At 66.4% G+C, this 22,456-nt stretch carries 17 protein-coding genes and 1 pseudogene; 13 read left to right on the forward strand and 5 right to left on the reverse strand.

Annotated features, from left to right (window positions below; translation table 11 throughout):
- Window positions 1-7 precede the first annotated feature (7 nt).
- Window positions 8-1,174, forward strand: coding sequence for an EAL domain-containing protein (locus ABIE65_RS24075; protein WP_354081332.1), 1,167 nt, complete (start codon window positions 8-10; stop codon window positions 1,172-1,174).
- On the opposite strand, the gene ABIE65_RS24080 is transcribed toward ABIE65_RS24075, so the two are convergent.
- Window positions 1,111-1,719 carry a sensor histidine kinase gene (locus tag ABIE65_RS24080; protein ID WP_354081333.1) on the reverse strand — a complete coding sequence of 203 codons (609 nt, stop codon included), beginning with the start codon at window positions 1,717-1,719 and terminating at the stop codon, window positions 1,111-1,113. The genes ABIE65_RS24075 and ABIE65_RS24080 overlap by 64 nt on opposite strands.
- Window positions 1,720-2,172: 453 nt before the next feature.
- Here ABIE65_RS24080 and ABIE65_RS24085 point away from each other — a divergent pair, with 453 nt between their 5' ends.
- The 11 genes from ABIE65_RS24085 to ABIE65_RS24135 all read left to right on the forward strand — a co-directional run bounded on the left by ABIE65_RS24085 (window position 2,173) and on the right by ABIE65_RS24135 (window position 17,932).
- A complete protein-coding gene (locus ABIE65_RS24085) occupies window positions 2,173-2,784 on the forward strand; it encodes an ANTAR domain-containing response regulator (protein ID WP_354081334.1) in 612 nt (203 codons plus the stop codon).
- 2 nt (window positions 2,785-2,786) lie between these two features.
- The gene (locus ABIE65_RS24090; protein WP_354081335.1) at window positions 2,787-4,037 is read left to right on the forward strand and encodes a CmpA/NrtA family ABC transporter substrate-binding protein; all 1,251 of its coding nucleotides are present in this window, start codon (window positions 2,787-2,789) and stop codon (window positions 4,035-4,037) included.
- Window positions 4,038-4,344: 307 nt separating this feature from the next.
- Window positions 4,345-5,739 (forward strand): CmpA/NrtA family ABC transporter substrate-binding protein, encoded by a 1,395-nt coding sequence (locus ABIE65_RS24095; protein WP_354081336.1) that lies wholly within the window; start codon window positions 4,345-4,347, stop codon window positions 5,737-5,739.
- 50 nt (window positions 5,740-5,789) lie between these two features.
- Entirely contained in the window at window positions 5,790-6,872 is a 1,083-nt protein-coding gene (locus tag ABIE65_RS24100) for an ABC transporter permease (RefSeq protein ID WP_354081337.1), read from the forward strand.
- A gap of 12 nt (window positions 6,873-6,884) precedes the next feature.
- Window positions 6,885-8,597 carry an ABC transporter ATP-binding protein gene (locus ABIE65_RS24105; RefSeq protein ID WP_354081338.1) on the forward strand — a complete coding sequence of 571 codons (1,713 nt, stop codon included), beginning with the start codon at window positions 6,885-6,887 and terminating at the stop codon, window positions 8,595-8,597.
- 10 nt (window positions 8,598-8,607) lie between these two features.
- Window positions 8,608-11,058: a nitrite reductase large subunit NirB gene (gene nirB, locus ABIE65_RS24110; protein ID WP_354081339.1), complete on the forward strand. Its 2,451-nt coding sequence runs from the start codon at window positions 8,608-8,610 to the stop codon at window positions 11,056-11,058.
- Window positions 11,058-11,402, forward strand: coding sequence for a nitrite reductase small subunit NirD (gene nirD / locus ABIE65_RS24115; RefSeq protein ID WP_354081340.1), 345 nt, complete (start codon window positions 11,058-11,060; stop codon window positions 11,400-11,402). The genes nirB and nirD overlap by 1 nt, the downstream gene beginning before the upstream one ends.
- The gene (locus ABIE65_RS24120) at window positions 11,399-14,083 is read left to right on the forward strand and encodes a molybdopterin-dependent oxidoreductase (RefSeq protein WP_354081341.1); all 2,685 of its coding nucleotides are present in this window, start codon (window positions 11,399-11,401) and stop codon (window positions 14,081-14,083) included. Before nirD ends, ABIE65_RS24120 begins: the two co-directional genes overlap by 4 nt.
- The gene (gene cysG / locus ABIE65_RS24125) at window positions 14,055-15,506 is read left to right on the forward strand and encodes a siroheme synthase CysG (RefSeq protein ID WP_354081342.1); all 1,452 of its coding nucleotides are present in this window, start codon (window positions 14,055-14,057) and stop codon (window positions 15,504-15,506) included. Before ABIE65_RS24120 ends, cysG begins: the two co-directional genes overlap by 29 nt.
- Window positions 15,503-16,309 (forward strand): uroporphyrinogen-III synthase, encoded by an 807-nt coding sequence (locus ABIE65_RS24130; RefSeq protein WP_354081343.1) that lies wholly within the window; start codon window positions 15,503-15,505, stop codon window positions 16,307-16,309. Before cysG ends, ABIE65_RS24130 begins: the two co-directional genes overlap by 4 nt.
- An 882-nt stretch (window positions 16,310-17,191) precedes the next feature.
- Window positions 17,192-17,932: a hypothetical protein gene (locus ABIE65_RS24135; protein WP_354081344.1), complete on the forward strand. Its 741-nt coding sequence runs from the start codon at window positions 17,192-17,194 to the stop codon at window positions 17,930-17,932.
- 174 nt (window positions 17,933-18,106) lie between these two features.
- Here ABIE65_RS24135 and ABIE65_RS24140 read toward each other — a convergent pair.
- The 4 genes and pseudogenes from ABIE65_RS24140 to ABIE65_RS24155 all read right to left on the reverse strand — a co-directional run.
- Window positions 18,107-18,940, reverse strand: a pseudogene (locus ABIE65_RS24140) (IS3 family transposase); the annotation flags it as partial.
- Window positions 18,901-19,260: a transposase gene (locus ABIE65_RS24145; RefSeq protein WP_354081345.1), complete on the reverse strand. Its 360-nt coding sequence runs from the start codon at window positions 19,258-19,260 to the stop codon at window positions 18,901-18,903. The pseudogene ABIE65_RS24140 and the gene ABIE65_RS24145, both read right to left, overlap by 40 nt.
- 105 nt (window positions 19,261-19,365) lie before the next feature.
- Window positions 19,366-20,688: a DNA-methyltransferase gene (locus tag ABIE65_RS24150; protein ID WP_354081346.1), complete on the reverse strand. Its 1,323-nt coding sequence runs from the start codon at window positions 20,686-20,688 to the stop codon at window positions 19,366-19,368.
- Window positions 20,689-21,218: 530 nt separating this feature from the next.
- On the reverse strand, window positions 21,219-21,392 hold the full coding sequence (locus ABIE65_RS24155; protein WP_354081347.1) for a hypothetical protein: 174 nt from the start codon (window positions 21,390-21,392) through the stop codon (window positions 21,219-21,221).
- 645 nt (window positions 21,393-22,037) lie between these two features.
- On the opposite strand from ABIE65_RS24155, the gene ABIE65_RS24160 reads away from it, so the two are divergent.
- Window positions 22,038-22,343: a hypothetical protein gene (locus ABIE65_RS24160; protein ID WP_354081348.1), complete on the forward strand. Its 306-nt coding sequence runs from the start codon at window positions 22,038-22,040 to the stop codon at window positions 22,341-22,343.
- The last annotated feature ends 113 nt before the right edge of the window (window positions 22,344-22,456 follow it).

Here is a 22,456-nt window from a genome sequence, read left to right on the forward strand (position 1 = left end):
GGCTAGCATGTCGATCGAGCCCATGATCTTCGTCCTCGAGGACGATCCGGGTATCACAGCCGTTGTGCGTCGTGTGTGCATGGCTGCCGGCCTACCGGCGAGGATGTACAGCACGGCCGCGGATTTTCTGGCCGAGCCCAGCATCCCCGCCGGCTCTCTCATTCTGCTCGACCTCGCGCTCGGTGACGCGAACGGCGTCGATATTCTCCGCATACTCGCGGCCTACCGCTGTCCGGTCCCCATCTATCTGATGAGCGGCCAGGACGATCGCCTGCTCACAACCGTGCAGAAGCTGGGCCTGTCCTACGGGCTGGATATCCGGGGCATCCTGCAGAAGCCGTTCGACGTCGCGGCATTGCGCGCAATCCTCACTGCACCGCGGCAAGGGAGCCGAGCGCCACGCGCGAAAGTGACGGGCGTCGAGGAACTCCACCGTGCCGTCATGAGCGGAGAACTCTGCCTGCATTATCAACCCAAGCTCGACATAGGCACGGGGGCGCTGATCGGCTGCGAGGCGCTCGTGCGCTGGTCCCATCCGGAGCGAGGCCTTGTTCCTCCGAGCGAGTTCCTGCCGGCTGCGGAGGAGGCCGGGCTCATAGGCGCAATTACCCACTGGGTGCTCAACGAGGCGCTCGGCCAGGTCGCGGCATGGCGGGAGGAAGGTCTCCACCTGGGGGTGTCGGTGAACATGCCCGCCGATATGCTGAACGAGCTGGCCCTGCCCGGGATGATCCAGTCGCTGCTGAGAACTCATGGCATCGAGGGCCGCCGCCTGACGCTGGAGGTGACTGAAGCCGCGGCGATGAAGAGCCTGCTGACCGCGGTGGACGTGCTGGCGCGGCTGCGCCTGATGGGTGTTTCCCTCTCGATCGACGATTTCGGGACCGGCCACTCGTCGATCGTTAAGCTGCGCCAGCTGCCCTTCAACGAATTGAAGATCGATCGTTCGTTCGTACAGGATATCGAGCGCGATGCCGACGCGCGGCTGCTGGTCGGCGCGATGATCACCATGGGCCACAGCTTCGGGATGAAGACGGTCGGCGAGGGCGTAGAGCGGGCGGCGGATCTGGCGTGTCTGGCGACGCTCGGCTGCGGTGCCGCGCAGGGCTTCTACTTCAGCCGTCCACTACCGCCAGCAGAGTTCGCGGCCTGGGTGCAGGCGTTGGCCGCGTGAGCGGGCATGGTGGTTGACCTCAATCTCGGCGGCGGCCGGACGATCAGATTTTGCGATTTCTCCCAGACCGATCCGCTCAGCCTGACAGCGGGGCCCCTGCGTCCTCCGGAATGCAGGGAAGCCGAGGGCAGGACGATCGTCATCGTGCTGCCCTTACCGGGTGTGCTGGCGATCTCCAGGCGGCCGCCATTAGCCTCCGCCAGCAACTTGGTGACATGCAGCCCGATCCCGACGCCTCCATGCCGCCGCTGCATCACGCCGGAGACCTGAACGAACGGCTTCGTCACCTCGGTCAGATCCGCGGCAGCGATGCCTATCCCGGTATCCTGGACCTCGATGCGGACCTCGCGGCCATACCGGCTCCCGCGGACAGTGATACGGCCCCCGGCCGGGGTGAACTTGATCGCGTTGCCGATGACATTGAGCAGCATCTGGCGCAGATGCTGTGGATCCACCGTCACCGCCGTTCCGGATATGCCGGGGTCGCTTTCGTAACGGAGCTGCCCGTCGGCGAGATGACTGCCAAGAGTTACGATCAGCTTCATGCCGAGGCTCGTCGAAGCTTCATCGAACTCCCGTCTCAGCCCCACGCCTCGGTCGCCCACCTCTATGCTGAGCTGCCGCCATAGCCGGTCATGCAGCTGCGCAATGGTCCGTACTCTCGCCTCCGCATCTTCCAATACGCTCGTCAGGTCCGGGTTGGGACCTGTTCCTCTTTCGATTCTGCCCGCATCTGAGACTGCTGGCTGCTCCAAACGGCCGGGTTACACACCCGAGCTGCCTCCCGGACATGCATCGCAGGGCTTGAATACGCAAGCGGATGCGCACGAGTGTCTCGGCGAGGCCTGCCGGGTCACGATCGTCAATGCCAGTCTTAGAGTCGACCGTCATCGGCGCAGACGATGCCACGGTGAACGCCGATCTTGCAGGCAAGGTATCCCCGCGCCAGGGCTTTCCCAGTCACACGTCGCGGCATCTGTTTTGCAGAGCGCCGATCGATGCCGCCGCCACCCTCATGCTCCAACAAAGCGCTGACTGTCGCGATCGTCGACAACAGCCGTGTGCGCGCTTCGATACTCGAGGACGGCCTGCGGTTGGCGGGCATCCAGAGCGTCACGGTCATCAGCGAGCGCACGAACCTGCTTCGCCGCCTGACGGCACTCGATCCGGACGTCGTGATCATGGATCTAGGCGATCCCAGCCGCGATGTGATGGAGCAGATGTTCCAGGTGTCTCGCGTCGTGGCACGGCCGATCGCGATGTTCGTCGACCGATCAGACACGGCGATGATCGAGGCGGCGATCGACGCCGGCGTCTCCGCCTATGTGGTCGATGGACTGCGCAAGGAGCGGGTCAAGGCGATCGTCGACATGGCGATCAGCCGGTTCAACCTGTTCGAACGGATGCGCACCGACTTGGCGGCGGCACGGACGGAACTCGCCGACCGGAAGGTGATCGACCGCGCGAAGGGAATCCTGATGAAGACGCGGCGCATTCCCGAGGAGGAGGCCTTCGCCATGCTGCGCAAGACCGCGATGAACCAGGGCCGGAAGCTCGCCGAGGTCGCGCAGAGCGTCGTCACGGCCGCCAGCCTCCTGCAGGACCCCTGACCATGGCGAAGACCACCGTCCGGGCCGGATTCATTCCGCTGCTCGATTGCGCCACCCTGGCCGTCGCCTGCGAATGCGGGTTCGCGAAGGGCGAAGGCATCGAACTCGAACTGATCCGGGAGACGAGCTGGGCGAACATCCGCGACCGGGTCGCCGTCGGTCACTTCGACGTGGCGCACATGCTGGCGCCGATTCCGATTGCGGCCGCCCTCGGGCTGCTGCCGCTGTCGCCGCCGATGGTCGCCCCCATGGCCCTGGGGCTCGGCGGCAATGCCGTCACCGTCTCCCGCGCGCTCTGGCGCGAAATGGCGGCGGCGGGCGCGGACGGATCGGGCGATCCGGCGCGTACCCTGGCGGCACTCAAGGCGGTGGTGGAGGCACGCAGCGCGATCCGCCTCGCACCGCTGACGTTGGCGGTGGTCTTCCCGTTCTCGGCGCACAATTACAAGCTGCGCTACTGGCTCGCCACGGGTGGTATCCATCCGGACCGCGACGTGCGCCTGACGGTCGTGCCGCCGCCCTTCATGGTCGACGCGCTGCGCGAAGGGGTCATCGACGGCTTCTGTGTCGGCGAGCCCTGGAGTTCGGTGGCGGCCGACGCGGAGGTCGGCGTCGTCGCGACGACCAGCGCGGCGATCTGGCGTCTGAGCCCCGAAAAGGTGCTCGGCATGCGCGCCGACTGGGCGTCGCGCCATCCGGAGACGCTGGCGGCACTGATCCGTGCGATCCATCGCGCGGCGGAATGGTGCGGCGCGCCGGAGAACCGCTCCGACCTCGCGCATCTCCTGTCGGCGCCCGCCTATCTCGACCGGCCCCCCGCCATTCTCGAGGCGGGGCTGGCGGGCCGGCTGCCGATCGGGGGGGCCGCTTCCTCGTCCAACGACAGTTTCCTGGTCTTCAGCCGCAGTGCGGCAACCTTCCCCTGGACCAGCCATGCACTGTGGTTCTTCAGCCAGATGGTGCGATGGGGCCATGCGCCCGCCGCGCCGGAGGCGGTCAGCGCCGCCCGGACGGCATACCGACCGGACATCTACCGGGCGGCTCTGGCCGGGATGGACGTCGCGATCCCCAGCGTCAACGCGAAGGTCGAAGGGGCGCTCGCCGAGCCCACCGACGCCGGTTCGGCGAAGGGCCGCCTGACCCTCGGCCCCGACGGATTCTTCGACGGGCGGGCCTTCGATCCGGACCATCTCGAAGCCTATATCGACGGTTTCGAACTACGCACGGAGGGCAGCCTTCCAATCCTGTCCTGAGCCGCATCGGGTCCAAATCGTCGGCATTCGTCCAGAATGTAGGCAGACGGGGGCCTGTACGTGATTCGGGCAGCGATCGGATAGCCGAGAGATTGCGACGCCTTGCTGCCGGGAGTGCCGCTGGCATGCTTCCTGCTTGATGCGACCCAGCGGTCAATGGCGATCGCACGAAACACGCCCCCGACGGGCACACGGCAACGCTGCCGACGGACACACTGGTTGCATCAGCAATCGCGTGTCCGTCGGCAGCGTTTTTTTTGCTCCGCGCCCCGGCCCGGAGCGAACGGCGATGATGACGGAGAGGCATATGCGCGAGGCCAGGACTTTCATCGGGCGGGGCGGGATCGCCGCGGCGGCGGTCGCAACGGTGCTGCTGACGGCGAGCGGTGCCGTCGCCGGAATGCTGGATATCGAAAAGGACGAGCTGAAGTTCGGCTTCATAAAGCTCACCGACATGGCGCCGCTGGCCATCGCCTCCGAGAAGGGCTTCTTCGATGACGAGGGCCTCTATGTCACGCTGGAGCCGCAGGCGAACTGGAAGGTCCTGCTCGACCGGGTGATCACCGGCGAACTCGACGGCGCGCACATGCTGGCCGGGCAGCCGATCGCGGCGACCATCGGCTATGGGACGCAGGCGCACATCGTCACGCCATTCTCGATGGACCTGAACGGCAACGCGATCACCGTTTCCAACGCCGTATGGGCCGAGATGAAGCCGAACGTGCCCCACGGCACGGACGGCTGGCCGATCCGTCCGATCAAGGCAGAGACGCTCAAGCCGGTGATCGAACGAATGAGAGCCGAGGGGCGGCCGTTCCGGATGGGCATGGTCTTCCCCGTCTCGACCCACAATTACGAGCTGCGCTACTGGCTGGCGGCCGGCGGCATCCATCCCGGCTTCTACGGCGCCAGCGACACCTCCGGCCAGATCCGGGCCGAGGCGCTGCTCTCGGTCACGCCGCCGCCGCAGATGCCGGCGACCCTCGAGGCCGGCACGATCCACGGCTACAGCGTCGGTGAACCGTGGAACCAGGCCGCGGTGTTCAAGGGGATCGGCGTGCCTGTGATCACCGATTACGAGATCTGGAAGAACAACCCGGAGAAGGTGTTCGGCATCACCGCGGCCTTTGCCGAAGAGAACCCGAACACGACACTGGCGCTGACCAAGGCGCTGATCCGGGCCGCCATGTGGCTGGACGCGGGCGACAACGCCAATCGGGCAGAGGCGGTCGAGATCCTCGCCCGGCCCGAATATGTCGGCGCCGATCCCGAGGTGATCGCGAACTCGATGACGGGCACCTTCGAGTATGAGAAGGGCGACAGGCGGCCGGTCCCCGATTTCAACGTCTTCTTCCGCTACTTCGCCACCTATCCCTACTACTCCGACGCCGTCTGGTACCTGACCCAGATGCGCCGCTGGGGACAGGTCGCCGAGGCGAAGCCCGACGGCTGGTACGACGAGATGGCCAGGAAGGTCTATCTCCCCGACGTCTACCTGAAGGCCGCGCGCCTCCTCGTCGAGGAAGGCAAGGCGCAGGAAGCCGACTTCCCCTGGACGACCGACGGCTACCGCGAACCGACCGCCGATTTCATCGACGGCATCGCCTATGACGGCCGCACGCCGAACGCATACCTCGAGAAGTTCGCCATCGGCCTGCGCGGCGACCAGACGGTCGACGGCACCTCGGTCGCCGGCCGTTAGCACCCCCCATTCCCCTTCGGCAACCCACCCGCGATAGGGATCTGCAGCGAATGACCATTGCCACAGACCTCGCCCTAGACCCCGCACCGAGCCGCGACCGGCGAGAGGAGATCGCCGCCCGTCTGGATCGCGCCAAGGGAGCGCTCGCACTCCTGGGTCTCGGTTTTCTCGTGCCACTCGGCAAGCTGCTGATGGGCGACGCGTCCAAGGCGACCTGGCGCGACCTGGGCATGTCGCTGGCGGTGCCGCTGATCGGCATTCTCGGGTTCCTCGCCCTGTGGGCGGCGCTGGCGCCGCGGGTGAACACGTCGCTCGGCGCCATCCCCGGACCGGTCGCGGTCTGGGATCAGGCGGTGAACCTCTACGACGACCACAAGGCGGAGCGGGAGAAGCGGGCGGCCTTCTATGAACGGCAGGATGCGCGCAACGCACAGCTGGTCGCCGATGGCAACGCGGACCGCGTCAGGGAGCGCGTCTATACCGGGCGGCCCACCTATTTGGACCAGATCCTGACCAGCCTGCGGACAGTGGCGCTCGGCTTCGGCATCGCGACGCTGATTGCGGTCCCGCTCGGCGTCCTCTGCGGCCTGTCGCGCACGGTAAACGGCGCACTGAACCCGCTGATCCAGATCTTCAAGCCGGTGTCGCCACTCGCCTGGCTGCCGATCGTGACGATGATCGTCTCCGCGCTCTATGTGGACGCGAGCGATCTGCTGCCGAAGTCCCTGGTCGTCTCGGCCGTCACTGTCACCCTCTGCTCCCTCTGGCCGACACTGATCAATACGACGCTGGGCGTAGCGTCGATCGACAAGGACCTCGTCAATGTCGGTCGGGTGCTGCAGCTCTCCACCGCGACCACCGTTCGCAAGCTGGTCCTGCCCTCGGCGCTGCCGCTGATCTTCACCGGGCTGCGGCTGTCGCTGGGCGTGGGCTGGATGGTGCTGATCGCCGCCGAGATGCTGGCGCAGAACCCCGGCCTCGGAAAGTTCGTCTGGGACGAGTTCCAGAACGGCTCCTCGGCCTCGCTCGCCCGCATCATGGTCGCCGTTCTGACGATCGGCATCATCGGATTCCTGCTCGACCGCGTCATGTTCGCGCTGCAGGCCGCCTTCTCCTTCTCCGACAAGCGCTAAGGGGGCCGACAGATGCCGATCCTCGAACTCGACCGCGTCGCCAAGGCTCACGGGGAGGCCCCGAACCGCACCGAAGTGTTGCGCGACATCTCCCTCTCCGTGGAGGAGGGCGAGTTCGTCGCCGTCGTAGGCTTCTCCGGCAGCGGCAAGACGACTCTCATCTCCCTGATGGCGGGCTTGGCCGAACCGGACGCTGGTACGGTGCGGGTGCGCGGCGCTCCCTGCAAGGGGCCGGGCGCCGACCGTGGCGTCGTCTTCCAGTCCTATTCGCTGCTGCCGTGGCTCACGGTACGCGGCAACGTGGCGCTGGCGGTGGACGCCGTGCGGCGCGACGAGACGAAGGCCCCGCGGGTCGCACGGGTCGAGAAGTACATCGCGATGGTCGGGCTCGCCCATGCCGCCGACCGGCGGCCGGCGGAGCTGTCCGGCGGCATGCGCCAGCGCGTCGCGGTCGCTCGGGCACTGGCGACCGGCCCCGATATCCTGTTGCTCGACGAGCCCCTGTCGGCGCTCGACGCGCTGACACGGGCGAAACTTCAGGACGAACTGGACGAGATACGGGCACGCGAGGGCAAGACCATCGTCCTCGTCACCAACGACGTGGACGAGGCGATCCTGCTGGCCGACCGCATCGTGCCGCTGCGGCCGGGACCGAACGCGACGCTGGGGCCGTCCTTCAAGGTGACGATCCAGCGGCCGCGCAGCCGCACCGCGCTCAACCACGACCCGGCGTTCAAGCGCCTGCGCGCCGAGATCACCGGCTGGCTGATCGAAGCGGGGGCCGCCCGCTCGGTCGACGCGGAGGAACGCCGCCTGCCGGACGTGAAGCCCGTCACGCAGCTCGACCCGCTGCCGGAGACCGTTCGCGAGGCCGGCCGGTCGCCGCTGCGCGAGCGCTATCTCGAATTCTACGAGGTGAAGAAGGTCTATCCGACGCCGAAGGGGCCGCTGACCGTCGTCGAGGACTTCTCGCTGCTCATGCGCAAGGGCGAGTTCGTCTCCCTGATCGGCCATTCCGGCTGCGGCAAGTCGACCGTGCTGTCGATGGTGGCCGGCCTGAACGAGATATCGGGTGGCGGCATCGTCCTGGACGGCCGCGAAGTCGCAGGCGCCGGACCCGACCGGGCCGTCGTCTTCCAGGCGCCGTCGCTGATGCCGTGGCTGACGGCGCGCGAGAACGTGGCGCTCGGTGTCGACCGGGTCTATCCGCACGCCAGGCCGGCCGAGCGCCGCGAGATCGTCGAATACTACCTCGCCCGTGTCGGGCTGGCCGACGCCATGCACAAGCGTGCGGTCGACCTCTCGAACGGCATGAAACAACGCGTCGGCATCGCGCGCGCCTTCGCCCTGTCGCCGAAGCTTCTCCTGCTCGACGAGCCCTTCGGCATGCTCGACAGCCTGACGCGCTGGGAACTCCAGGACGTCCTGATGGACGTCTGGAAGCGCACCCAGGTGACCGCGGTCTGCGTCACCCACGACGTCGACGAGGCGATCCTGCTCGGCGACCGGGTGGTGATGATGACCAACGGGCCGAACGCCCGCATCGGTAAGGTGGTGACGGTCGACCTGCCCCGGCCGCGCAGCCGCAAGGCCTTGCTCGAACACCCCGACTACTACCGCTACCGCGAGGAAATCCTGAGCTTCCTCGAGGAGTACGAGCACGGCGCCGTCTCGAAGCGCGGTGCCGGGAACGACGTGCGCGCCGCCGGCAAAGCCGCAGCGTGAGGAGGAAAACATGACCAAGCGACTGGTCGTCATCGGCAATGGAATGGCCGCCGGACGCGTCCTCGAGGAACTGTTCGAGCGCGCGTCGGAAGCCTGGGCCGTCACGATCTTCGGCAGCGAGCCGCGGGTGAACTACAACCGCATCATGCTGTCGCCGGTCCTCTCCGGCGAGAAGCGCTACGAAGACATCCTGATCCACGACGACGCCTGGTACGACGCCAACGGCATCACCCTCCACCGCGGCAAGGAAGTCGTCTTCGTCGACCGCGCGGCCAAGCGTGTCGTGGCGAAGGACGGCACCACCGCCGACTACGACGCGCTGCTGATCGCCACCGGCTCCAACCCCTTCGTCGTCCCCATCCCCGGCGCCACCCTTCCGGGCGTGGTGACCTATCGCGACCTGGACGATGTCGAGGCGATGCTGGCTGCGGCGCGACAGGGCGGCCGCGCCGTGGTGATCGGCGGCGGCCTGCTCGGGCTGGAGGCGGCCGCGGGGCTGAAGGCGCAGGGAATGGAGGTCACCGTCCTCCATTTGATGCCGACGCTGATGGAGCGCCAACTCGATCAGGCCGCAGGGTACCTGCTGGAACAGGCGATGGAGTTGCGCGGCATCGCCGTGCGAACGCGCGCCAACACCCATGCGATCCTCGGCGACAGCCGCGTCACCGGCGTGCGCCTCGACGACGGCACCGAACTCGCCGCGGAAATCGTGGTGATGGCCGTCGGCATCCGGCCGAATGCCGCGCTGGCGAAGGCCGCCGGGCTGGACGTCAATCGTGGCGTGCTGGTCGACGACACGATGCGCACCAGCGACCCGGACGTGTTCGCCGTCGGCGAGTGCGTCGAGCATCGCGGCGTCTGCTACGGCCTGGTCGCACCGCTCTACGAGATGGCGCGGACGGCAGCGCAGCAGATTGCCGGCGACGCCTCGGCCGCTTTCACCGGCGCCGTGACGTCGACCAAACTGAAGGTGACGGGGATCGACCTCTTCTCGGCCGGCGATTTCGCCGAGGGCAGGGAGCGGCCGGAGATCGTCCTGCGCGACGTGGCCCGCGGCATCTACAAGCGCCTGATCCTGGACGGCGACCGGATCGTCGGCGCCGTCCTGTACGGCGAGACCGCGGACGGCCCGTGGTTCTTCGACCTGATGCGCCGGGGAACGGACATCGCGGAGATGCGCGAGACGCTCATCTTCGGTCAGTCCTATGCGGGAGGCAGCCCGCTGGACCCTATGGCGGCCGTTGCAGCATTGCCGGATGAGGCGGAGATCTGCGGCTGCAACGGCGTGTGTAAAGGCAGAATCACCGACGCCATCGCGAGCACGGGTCTGACGACCCTGGAGGAGGTGCGGGCGCAAACCAAGGCCTCGTCCTCCTGCGGCTCCTGCACCGGGCTCGTCGAGCAGCTGATGACGCTGACGCTCGGCGACGCCTACAGCCGGGCCGCGGTGGAGCCGATGTGCGGCTGCACCGATCTCGGCCACGACGACGTGCGCAGGCTGATCGTCGCGAAGTCGCTGAAATCGATTCCGGCGGTCATGCAGGAACTGCAGTGGAAGACGTCCTGCGGCTGCGCCAAGTGTCGGCCGGCGCTCAACTACTACCTGCTCTGTGCCTGGCCGGAGGACTATGCCGACGACGGGCGCTCGCGCTTCATCAACGAGCGGGTGCACGCCAACATTCAGAAGGACGGCACCTACTCCGTGGTGCCCCGGATGTGGGGCGGCGTCACCAGCCCGGCCGAACTGCGTGCCATCGCCAACGTCGCGGACAAGTTCGCGATTCCGACGGTGAAGGTGACGGGCGGTCAGCGCATCGACCTGCTGGGCGTGCGCAAGGAGGACCTGCCCGGCGTCTGGTCAGACCTCAACGCGGCGGGCCTGGTTTCGGGCCACGCCTATGCGAAGGGTCTGCGCACGGTGAAGACCTGCGTCGGCACGGACTGGTGCCGGTTCGGGACGCAGGATTCCACCGGGCTCGGCATCCGCATCGAGAAGTTCATGTGGGGGTCGTGGACGCCGGCCAAGGTGAAGATGGCGGTCTCGGGCTGCCCGCGAAACTGTGCCGAGGCGACCTGCAAGGACGTCGGCGTGATCTGTGTCGATTCCGGTTACGAAATCCACTTTGCCGGTGCGGCGGGCCTGCACATTCAGGGCACCGAGGTCCTGACCAAGGTCGCGACCGAAGACGAGGCGCTGGAGACGATCGCCGCCCTGACCCAGCTCTACCGCGAACAGGGGCGCTATCTGGAGCGCATGTACAAATGGTCGGCGCGCGTCGGCGTCGACGCCATCCGCGCGCTGGTCGTCGACGATCCGGATCGGCGCCGCGCCCTCTACGACCGCTTCGTGGTGTCGCAGCGCCGGGCGCAAAGCGATCCGTGGGCCGAGCGGGTGCGCGGAACGGACGCGCACGAGTTCGCACCGATGGCCGATTTCACCCTGCCACAGGCGGCGGAGTGATGGCCGTCCCCGTGAACGACTGGATCGAAATCGGTACCGCCGACGACGTGCCGGCTCTGGGTGCGCGCGTGGTGCGGGCGCCCGGCGGCGATATCGCGGTGTTCAAGACGGCCGACGGACGGCTGTTCGCTCTGCGCGATCGCTGCCCGCATGCCGGTGGGCCGCTGTCGCAGGGCATCGTGCACGGAACGTCCGTCACCTGCCCGCTGCACAACTGGATCATCGACCTGACCAGCGGCGAGGCGACCGGCGCCGACGAAGGCTGCGCCGGCCATGTCCCGCTGCGCCTCGAGGCCGGCCGCATTCTGCTGCCCGCGGCGCTGCTGTGCGGAGCGGCGGCGTGAAGGCGTGGCCATCCGCCCCGGAGTTGGGCGGCACGGTGCGCACGACCTGCCCCTATTGCGGCGTGGGCTGCGGCGTGCTGGCGACGCCTCGGGCGGATGGCGGCGTCGACATCGCCGGCAACCCGGATCATCCGGCCAACCGCGGCCGGCTCTGTTCCAAGGGTGCCGCCCTGGGCGAAACGCTGTCGCTCGACGACCGGCTGACGGTGCCCGAGGTCGACGGCCGGCCGGCGACCTGGGACGCCGCACTGGGCCTCGTCGCAGAGCGCTTCGCCGCGGCGGTGGCCAAGCACGGGCCGGACTCGGTCGCCTTCTACGTCTCCGGACAGCTGCTGACCGAGGACTACTACGTCGCCAACAAGCTGATGAAGGGCTTCATCGGTTCGGCCAACATCGACACGAACTCCCGCCTCTGCATGGCATCCTCGGTCGCCGGCCATGTCCGCGCCTTCGGTTCGGACACCGTGCCCGGCACCTATGCCGACCTGGACGAGGCCGACCTGGTCGTCCTGGTCGGTTCCAATCTGGCCTGGTGCCATCCGGTGCTGTTCCAGCGCCTGCTCGCCGCGCGCGAGCGGCGCGGCACGCGCATCGTCGTGCTCGATCCGCGCGTCACCAACACGGCCGAGGAGGCGGACCTGCACCTGGCGCTGGCGCCGGATTCCGACGTGGCGCTGTTCCTCGGCCTGCTCGATCATCTGGCGGCCGGCGGCTTCGCCGATCACGGCTTCGTGGACGCGCACACGGCGGGCCTGGACGATGCGGTCGTGGTGGCGGCCGCCTGCGGCCTGGAGGGTGCGGCGCGCGCGACCGGTCTGTCCGCCGCCGACCTCAGCCGCTTCTTCTCCCTGTGGGCGGGTGCCGAGCGGGTCGTCACCGTCTATTCCCAGGGCGTGAACCAGTCGGTGTCGGGCACCGACAAGGTCAACGCGATCATCAACTGCCACCTGCTGACCGGCCGCATCGGCAAGCCCGGCGCCGGTCCCTTCTCGGTCACCGGGCAGCCGAACGCGATGGGCGGGCGCGAGGTCGGCGGTCTCGCCAACATGCTCGCCGCCCATATGCGCCTCGACGATCCGGCACACCGCGAGATCGTCCAGGGCTTCTGGGCCAGTCCGCGCATCGCGGAGCGGCCCGGACTGAAGGCGGTCGACCTATTCCGCGCGGTCGGCGACGGCCGGATCAAGGCGCTCTGGATCATGGCGACCAACCCGGCGGTGTCGCTGCCCGATGCGGACGCGGTCGCCGCGGCGCTGGCCGCCTGTCCCTTCGTGGTCGTCTCGGACGTGACCCGGACGGACACGACGTACCATGCCCATGTCCTTCTGCCCGCGGCGGCGTGGGCGGAGAAGGACGGCACGGTCACCAACTCCGAGCGGCGCATCTCGCGCCAGCGCGGTTTCCTGCCGCTGCCCGGCGAAACGCGGGCCGATTGGCGCATCGTCTGCGACGTGGCGGCACGGATGGGCTGGGCCGACGATTTCGCCTTTGACGGCCCCGCGGCGATCTTCCGCGAACATGCCGCTCTCTCCGCCGCGGGTAACGGCGGTGCCCGCGATTTCGACATCGGCGGCTGTACCGGGCTGGACGACCGGGCCTATGGCGAACTCGCACCGTTCCAGTGGCCGTTGCGTGCCAGCGAAGAGCTGGGCGAACCGCCGGGCGAACGGCGCTTCTTCGCCGACGGCCGCTTCTACACCGATGACGGCCGCGCGCGCTTCGTGGCGACGCCGGTCCGCGCGGCGGTGGAGCAGCCGGATGAAACCTTCCCGCTGATCCTCAACACCGGCCGCATCCGCGACCAGTGGCACACCATGACGCGGACGGCGAAGAGCCCGCGCCTGATGCGCCACATCGCGGAACCCTTCTGCGAGATCCACACCCTCGACGCGGCCGCCGCCGGCATCGCGCCGGCCACCCTGATACAGCTCGATAGTGCGCGCGGTGGCGTGATCGTGCGTGCCCTCGTCACCGACAGGCAGCGGCGCGGCAGCGTTTTCGTGCCGATGCACTGGACCAATCAACTCGCCGCATCCGGCCGTATCGGCGCCGCCACCGCCGCCCACACCGATCCGGTTTCAGGCCAGCCGGGCCTGAAGTTCGGAGCGGCTGCCGTTCGCCCGTTTCCCGCGGCCTGGTACGGGTTTGCGGTGCTGCGCGACCGGCCGCAGCGGATCGATGCCCCGTACCGGGCATTGGCTGGCGTCGAGGACGGCTGGCGACTGGAATTCGCCGGGGTCGCGGTGCCGGAGGATTGGGACGGCTTGGCGGCAGCGCTGCTAGGCGTCGGTGAGACGCTGTCCGTCCGGGACGAAAGCGCCGGCCGCCTCCGCTTCGCCCGCTTCGACGGCGACCGCCTCGCGGGAGCGATCTTCCTCGACCGCCAGCCGGTGGCGGCCGCGCGCGTCTGGCTGGCCGAACGTCTCGGCGTGTCCTTCGGCGATACCGGGGAACGCCTGCGAATTCTGAGCGGCCGGCCTGGCACCGGTCAGGCGGACGCGGGCCCGGCCGTGTGCGCCTGCCTCGGCGTCGGCGCCAACCGGATCGACGCGGCCATCGCCGCCGGCGCCGCCACGGCCGAGGCCGTCGGTGCGGCGACCGGTGCCGGAACCAACTGCGGCTCCTGCCGCACCGACCTGAGGAGGATGATCCATGCGCGCCGCATGCAGGAAGCCGTCTGAGGTTGCCCCCGGCCGGCTCGGAGCGCTGGCCAAGCTGCCCGTCTTTCTCGATCTCGCGGCCAAGCCGGCGCTGGTAGCGGGCGGCTCCCCCGCGGCTGCCTGGAAGGCGGAGCTACTCGCCGCCGCCGGTGCGGCGGTCGCCGTCCATGCGGTGGATCCCGGCCCCGACATGCTCGCGCTGGTCGACCGCGGCGCCGCGGCCGGTTCCATCACCCTGCATCGGTCGGCATGGACCGCAGCCGCCTTCGCGGGCACCGCGATCGCCGTCGCCGACATCGCCGATCCCGCCGAAGCGGCCGATTTCGCCGCGGCTGCGCGGGCTGCCGGCGTACCGGTGAACGTGGTCGACACGCCGGCCCTGTGCGAATTCCAGTTCGGCAGCATCGTCAACCGGTCGCCCGTCGTGATCGGCATCTCGACCGACGGCGCGGCGCCGATCCTGGGACAGGCCGTTCGGCGGCGCATCGAAACGGTCCTGCATCCGGCGCTGGCGCATTGGGCGGCGCTGGCCAAGAGCATGCGCGCGACGGTGATGGAGCGCCTCGCGCCGGGCGCCGCGCGCCGCGCCTTCTGGGAGCGCTTCTCGGACCGCGCGCTGGCCGGTGACCCGCCGGATGCCGCCACCGAGGCCGCCATGCTCGACGGCACATCCGCCGGGCCGTCGGCCGGCCGCGTCACCCTCGTCGGTGCCGGCCCGGGCGACGCCGAACTGCTGACGTTGAAGGCGCTGCGCGCGCTCCAGGCGGCCGACGTCATCCTCTTCGACGATCTCGTTTCCGCCGAGGTGCTCAAACTCGCGCGCCGGGAAGCGAGGCGCATGCTGGTCGGCAAGCGCGGCGGCCGCGCCTCCTGCGTTCAGGAGGACATCAATGATCTGATGGTGCGGTTGGCGCGCCAGGGAAAGCACGTCGTCCGACTGAAGTCCGGGGATCCGATGATCTTCGGCCGCGCCGGCGAAGAGATCGAAAAGCTCGATGCCGCCGGTATTTCGCTCGACGTGGTGCCGGGCATTACGGCAGGCATGGCGCTCGCCGCCACCCTCGGCGTGTCGCTGACCCATCGCGATCTGGCACAGTCGGTTCGCTTCGTCACGGGATGCGCGCGGACCGGGGACATCCCCGGCGAGCTAGACTGGCGCGGGTTGGCCGACGGGCGGACCAGCATCATCTTCTACATGGCGGCGCGCCGGGCCTGCGGCATCGCCAAGGGCCTGATGAAGGAAGGCCTGCCGGCGGACACGCCGGCGGTGGCGATCGCGGGCGTATCGCGCCACGACGAGCATCGCTGGACCGGCCGGCTCGATGCGCTGGGTGCCGCCGCGGCGGGAATGGCGGGCGGCGCGCCCGTGGTGCTCGGCATCGGGCAGGTGTTCGGATGCCGAGCCGCGGCTGCGATGTCCGATGGATGGAGACTGACCGGATGAGTCTCGAAGGACGCAGGATCGTGGTGCCGGAGACCCGCGCGCTCGACCTCTTCGCCTCCATGCTGGAGCGGCAGGGTGCGACGACCATCCGCTGCCCGCTGGTCGGCATCCGCGATGTCGAGGACGCCGCCCCGGTCGAGGCCTGGCTGCATCGCCTTGCTCGGGGTGATTTCGACGACGTCGTCTTCTACACGGGCGAAGGGGTGTCGCGCCTGCTGGATTTCGCGGATCGGACAGGCATCCGTGCCGATGTTGTCGCGGCACTCCGCGAGGTGCGGAAGGTGGTGCGCGGGCCGAAGCCCACCGGCGCCCTCCGGCGCGCCGGCCTAGGCCCCGACCTTAGCGCCGCGGCTCCGACCACGGCGGGCCTGATCGGGACACTGGGCGCGCTGCCCCTGCAGGGTCGGCGCGTGGGCATCCAACTTTATCCGGAAGCGCCGAGCACGCTGGCAGATTTCCTCCTATCCCGCGGGGCCGGGTGCGACCCCGTCCTGTGCTACCGCTATGCGTCCGAGGAGGAGGACGACGCGGTGATCGAGATGATCCACAAAATGGCAGCCGGCGAAGTAGACCTCATCGCCTTCACCAGCACACCGCAGATCCGGCGCCTGCAGAAGGTGGCGGAGGCCGCCGGCCTGCAAGCCATGCTCCAGGGCGCGATGGCAACGACACAGATCGCCGCCGTCGGCCCGGTTACGGCAGAGGCGGTTGAAAAAGCCGGATGGCTGGCGGCCGTCGTCCCCGCGAATAGCTTTCACCTCAAGCCCTTCATGGCCGAGATTGTCGGTGTCTTCGGCCGCTGATCCTTGCTCTTCACTCTTTGGTCACGGCCCTACCGATCCGGCGACCACATTTGCACCCGCACCCGGTCTCCTTCAGACGGTAGGGCTCCCTCCCCCGCTCCGATCCAGTTCGCGTTCGTGCACCAGCCCACCCGGGGGTGCCGCAACGGCCGATGTCCATCGCGAGTCCATCGAACTGAACGGGCGCTGAGCGAGGCATGCGACGTCATGATCGTCAATGTCCCCTTTCAGGGTCTACCAACCATCGGTGAAGATTCTGCCAGGGTGTGAACGGCAATCCTGCGGGTAAGGTATCCCCGAAAGGGTCCTTCCACAGTTCACACGTCTCTGGAAGCACCCTGCTGACTGCCCGCTGCTCAGCAAGATAGCGACGGCCGATGTCGCTCCGCGGCGAACGTCCCTGCAAGTCCATCCGGATGGACTCCCGTCACCGCCGCCTGTCGCCGTCTCTGCACAATCGCAGCGGGCGCGCGGGCTTGATCGCCGCGCACCGTCGACGTCTGCGACTTTCCGTCGATGATCGCATTCCTATTCGGCACGGGATCTTCTTGCCGGTCGAAGCCCAGGATCCCCTTTTTGTTCGCGGGCAGCCGCGGCTCTGTCGGTCGGTCATGACAGGGTTGGTAAACCTGTTCCCATACCCGCTCCCGGTCCGACGCCGAAGTAACAGTAGACGCCTTGCCATGGGCGCGGGTCGTGTAGCCCCCGACGCCAAGCCGCTCTCCACACCGGATCCGAACCTAAAAAATCAGCCGACGGCGCCTCGGGAAACCGTGTACAAACACGGCCCGAAAAATCCTTATTTCGTCCATAATGTTTCAGTGCAATTTAAATTTCGACAGGTCCTATCTTAGTTGGGCAATCTATCGATGCGACGGCAACATGCATTTCAACGAGGAAGCTATGACACCTTCATCCGCAAGGTCTGGCCTTATTTCATTGATACAAAAATACAATATCGACATCGATGCATGCGTCTCCGACTATAATCATATTACCTATGCCGGGTACGTAACGCTTCGAAAGGCAAAATGGAAAAACATTATCGGGTATGAAATATACCGGGTGCCTGCGACACAGGGAAACAACGGCGGCTGGGTCGCGAACATCACCTTCCGGGGCCACGGCCATCGCGATTTCATGCTCGGTGTCCCGGATTCTGCACCCGCCAAGACGCGCGCGGAGGCGGAACGCCGTATAGCCGTTATTGCAGCATCCCTCCAGAACGCCAGGCGACGCAATCCCGCGGACGCCGAACCGCCTCCTATGACCGTTAAAATTGACGGCTGCCATTTTTCTATCCGGTCGGAATTTATGGAGCAACTGCGACTAAACCCGCAGCATGCACTCCCCCTCGAGGTCTGCATTGCGGAACTCGACGCGGGAGGTGTGTTGCTCCGTCATCGAGAAGACGCCGAGTTCCTAAACCTGCCGGAAGGATGCCGCAGCCAGGGCGTTGGCGAGGCCGACCTACGGCGAGCCATGTTAGCACTCCATATCACACACAGCTTAGCGCTTCACGGCGAATGGGTGTACGAGACTGAACGATACCGCCAAGCCCAGTTTCGGCCCGAATCTTGGAGACGGCGGATGGCCCGCATGGACCCAGCGGGAAGTGCCTGATGTACCGCGGTAGTCGACATCACGTCTGCTGGACAGTACCTACCTGACAGATGCTGCCGCACCCTCCCCTGCAGGGGCGGGTGTGGCCCGCTGCCGGGTCTTCGGACACGAGGTGAACAGCCCGCTGACGAGGTCCCGTCTGTTGGTGGAGTGGGCCCCTCGGGCCGGACACGATCAGGCGGCGTCTTTGACCGGTGGCTGGGCGTGCTGCTTCTCGAACTGTTCGGGGCTGAGGTAGCCAAGCGATGAGTGGAGACGCTTGGCGTTGTACTTCTCGATGAAGGCCGGAAGCTGGTCCGCGACGTCCTCTGCGGTCTCGAACTCGAGCGGGTAGACGCCTTCGACCTTCAGGGTCTTCATGAGGCTCTCCATCATTGCATTATCGTACGGATTGCCGCGCCGTCCCATCGAGCCGACGAGCTTCGCCTGGCGAAGGCGGTCGCGGTACTTCCCGGCAGCGTATTGCGATCCGCGGTCCGTGTGGTGGACGCAGCCGGGAGGGGGACTGCGCAACGCGATGGCCGCATCGAGAGCCGCCAGCGTCAGCCGCGCATTGATCCGGCGGCTCATGGCGTAGCCAATGATCCGTCGGGACCAGGCATTCATGATGACGGCGACGTAGACGAAGCCCACCGCAACGGCCACGTAGGTCAGGTCGGCGACCCAGAGCTGGTTTGGGCCGTCGACGATCATGTCCTTCGTTCTGTCCGAGAAAACCGGCTGGTCGTGGTCGCTGTCGGTGGTCGTGACATAGCGGCGCCGGCGGCTGGCGTTCAGTCCGTGCTCGCGCATCAGCCGCTTCAGCTTCTTGTGGTTCACCACCCAGCCCTCCTGGCCGAGTGCCGCCTGCATCCGCCGCCAGCCGTAGGCCTCGAACTCATCCTTGATGGCGTGCATCGCCTCGACCAGCGCGGTGTCGTCGACGGCTCGCTTCGGCGCGTCGTAGTAGGTGGAGCGCGCGATCCCCATCAGACGGCATCCCGCCGTGACGGAGACGCCGCGGGGCCTGTTATTACGGACATGGGCGCGCTTGTCGGTCCTGGTCCGAGCCGCTGAGCCCCTTTTAAAAACTCCAGTTCGAGCGCCTGCTTGCCGACCAGACGTTCGAGCGCGGCGATCCGCGCCTCGTAGACCTGGAGCAGATCCGCCGATTGCACGTCTTCATCGAACGCGCCGGCCTCGTACTTCTCGACCCAGATCCGGATCAGGTTGCGCGAGATGTCGTGGCGCTTCGCCAAGCCGTGCAGGGTCTCCCCGGCCAGGAACTCCTGTGCGACCTGCCGTTTGAACGCGACGCTGTGGGATCGGTGTCTTGCCAGAGCTTTCATCCTTCGAAAGCCCGGCTCACCATGTCAATTCATCCCGCTCCAACCGTCCGGCCCGAGGGGCCCTCTCCAAAACACGGTCGGCTCCAGATCCGAGATACCTACCACTCAGGGCAGAGCAGTTGCGGCTTCTTTCGAGTTCGACAAGGCATTCAGCAGCGCTTGAAAGCATATACCTGTTTCTCCGCCGCCCACCGCGTGCGCAAACACAACATAAGAATCGCTGTATGGCGCCGCGGCGTTGGTCGGATTCAGTGTTATAACAGTAACCTCAACTCCGATATCTCTTGATATGCGATCACGTGCGCTCCACAGGTATTTGGCCGAAACATCCACTCCTATAAATCGGCGATCCTGGTTGATCGCGGCTGCGCACGAGGTGCCCGAACCGACGAACGGATCAAGGACAAGTTCACCTGGCGTGCTCGAAAGCGCTATACAACGGGCTGGTAGCACGACTGGAAATTGCGCTCCATGTGCACCGCCGCCACGAGTAGTGGGAAATGACCAGACATCTGTAAGTCTACTTGGTTCGCGGCTACGATTTCTTCCGCCCCTCTCTGCACTAAGAGCAAAATAGGCATCATGATGAAACTCTGGGGCACGTACCAAAGCTAAATGCAGGATAGTTTCGTGCGCCCGCGCAGTCCTCGACCGCCTAGGTTCCGGAAGACCATTCTGTTTTGCCCACACGATCTCGGCCCGCAGGTAATAGCCGATCAAAATAGCGCGGTGCGCGATCTGGGACGGTATAGCGCACTTGTCACCATCTTTCAAAAATGAGTGCCCCGCGCTATACCGTTTCCGAGAACTCGTGTACTCACGATCTTCACCTCGACCGGCCATAGATCGATTAATTTCTCGCGAGCTTCCCCGAATTCTTCCTCTCGTATTGTAGGAATCGCCAATATTCCACCATATACTACCGTCGATTTGCATTACTGATCTCAATTCGTGCAATATCTCTATATTGTGCCTAACGAATCCTTCGGGCGTGCTTTCGCACCCAAGCGCACACACTTCGCCATCAGCCCAAGCGACGGCCCGCTCTTCATCATACGCTCTCATCCCCCAGAAGGGGGGTGAGGTCACTGTACATTTTACCGACCCGCTCGGCAGCATTTTCAGTACAGAAAGAACATCCCCGTGTACCAGATACGAATCACACTCGACGGGGGGCAGTTTATCTAAATTTACCTCGGGCCTTCTTAAAAGGTAATCAATGACGCGGCTCCTTGGCACAAACGTCTCACGAAACGCATCTTGTTCCAATAGGCACACTACGTCATCTATTCCGAGCGTTCCTTTTTTTCCAAGAACCCGCGTAATAAAAAGCGGCGACATGCCCACGAGCGGCGCTACCGCCTTCGCATCCAGATTCGCATCAATTCCCTCATAGTGGCTAGCATCAAATCGCGCCACGGGGGTCATCGGATGTACGTCACTCAAATCTCAGCCCTGCCTGGTGATGTGGCGCCCATTTTTCTCGTTAACTATGATCGCCTTTCTGTCTCGACGCCACCCCCTACAGGCAGGCGCTGCAGGCTGGTGACGACCAACCTCTCCCCCAACTCGGCAGTGGATGACAGAATACCCGCCCAAGCGTCTGCCCGGCCGCCAAATCGCGTTCGAGGTGCGCAGCACCAGCGTGATGAGCATTCCCGTGTGGGCCGTCGCCATTGTCAGCGAGACCACCTCGGCTGCGTGTGGGACGCGTCCTGTAACCAGAGCGGTTGTAGTGGATGAACATGCCGCGCGTTCCTGATGTCACTCGCCTACGCGGCGTCGCGGGAAGTCTGCCGTCCGAGGGCTATTCAACCCTTTCCAAACGGCCTCTCAATCCGAGGCGCATCCAGCCACCCAAATCCACGGAAGACCGCGGATGGCCACCGCTGCGCCGATCGCTCACTACGGCGCCATGCACACGGCGCGTCGCGAACGGCTCTGCTACCGTACGCGAGCTACACCCCGTTCCGGGAGACGATCTCGATGGAGATGTTGACCGCGATCAACATCTTAACGACCAACGTTTCCGGCTGTGGATCGCTCGACCATCTGCGGATGCCTGGTTGAGCGGTAAGGTATCCCTCCAGGGCATGCTCCTCGCGGTGGAGCCGGCTTGAACCTTCCTTCATGGCGGCTGCCTCCAGCAAGGGCATCACCCGTTCGCGCGAAGCAGCGTGGCGTGCGGCGGGCAAAGCGGCGAATATCCCAAGTCGCCACCTCAACCGCGAGCGACAGCCACCGCAACCGGCGGCGTAAATGTGGTGCGACGCAACATGTACATTGCTTCATAGTCAAATAGTCCCTTTTCCAGTTCACATGTCTCTGGAGCCAGGGCTTCCGCTGCTCCCAACAAGATTTGACGGCCGATCCCCGGTCGGAAGAGCGTCCCTGAAAGTCCATCCAGATGGACTCCCACCACCACCGTAAGCCAGTCGGACGGCGCCGTCGGGTCGGACGGTCAGCGGCATGAATGATCTCCATCGGCTCCCGTGCGGAATGGCCCTCGGGTGTGCAAAGGTCCGTCCGTCTGGAACAGGGTTTGCGCGGGGTGGGTCGAGAGTTGGCGTGCGGGGCTGTGGGTGCAGGGTATTCGGCCGCGTGCGGCGCTCGGGACGGATGGAGCCACTGTGCACCCGGCTTGTAAAAGTGAACGCAGCCTGATCGTCACGCACCGTCGACATCTGCGCTCTTCCAGCGATGATGGCATTCCTGTTCGGTCCGGCTAATCGATGCAGATATCAAGACGTACACTCCTCCTCGGCGGCGTGTCAGCCGTGGCGCTGACGGGCCTGCCGCTCGCGCGCACCGTGGCATCCGCACCGTCCCCTGCCCTTCTGTACGATCCGGCGCTGGCCGCGATGGCGGGCGCCGTTGCGGTGACATCGGAACTCCTCACCAAGCGTGGCATCATCGGCCTCGACCTGAGCGATATCCGAAACGTCCTCGGAGGCGGAGGACGCGCTTACTACGGTGAAGGCGCGGCCAGCGGACCCGATCGGGCGCGGACCGCAGCAGAACGAGCACTGGTTGACCTCAGGCGCACGTTGTCGGCCGCCCGGAGTGTCGGCGCCACCATCTGATGCAGCATCGCCTTGGCATTGGACACAGCGAAAGCGCCACCCACCGCCTGGCGCGTCGAAGGGGTGTCGATCCCGATCCACACAGCAATTCCGGCTGCGGGTCGCTCCACCAT

The organism is Constrictibacter sp. MBR-5 (genome assembly GCF_040549485.1).
In the GTDB taxonomy this organism is placed as follows: Bacteria; Pseudomonadota; Alphaproteobacteria; order JAJUGE01; family JAJUGE01; genus Constrictibacter.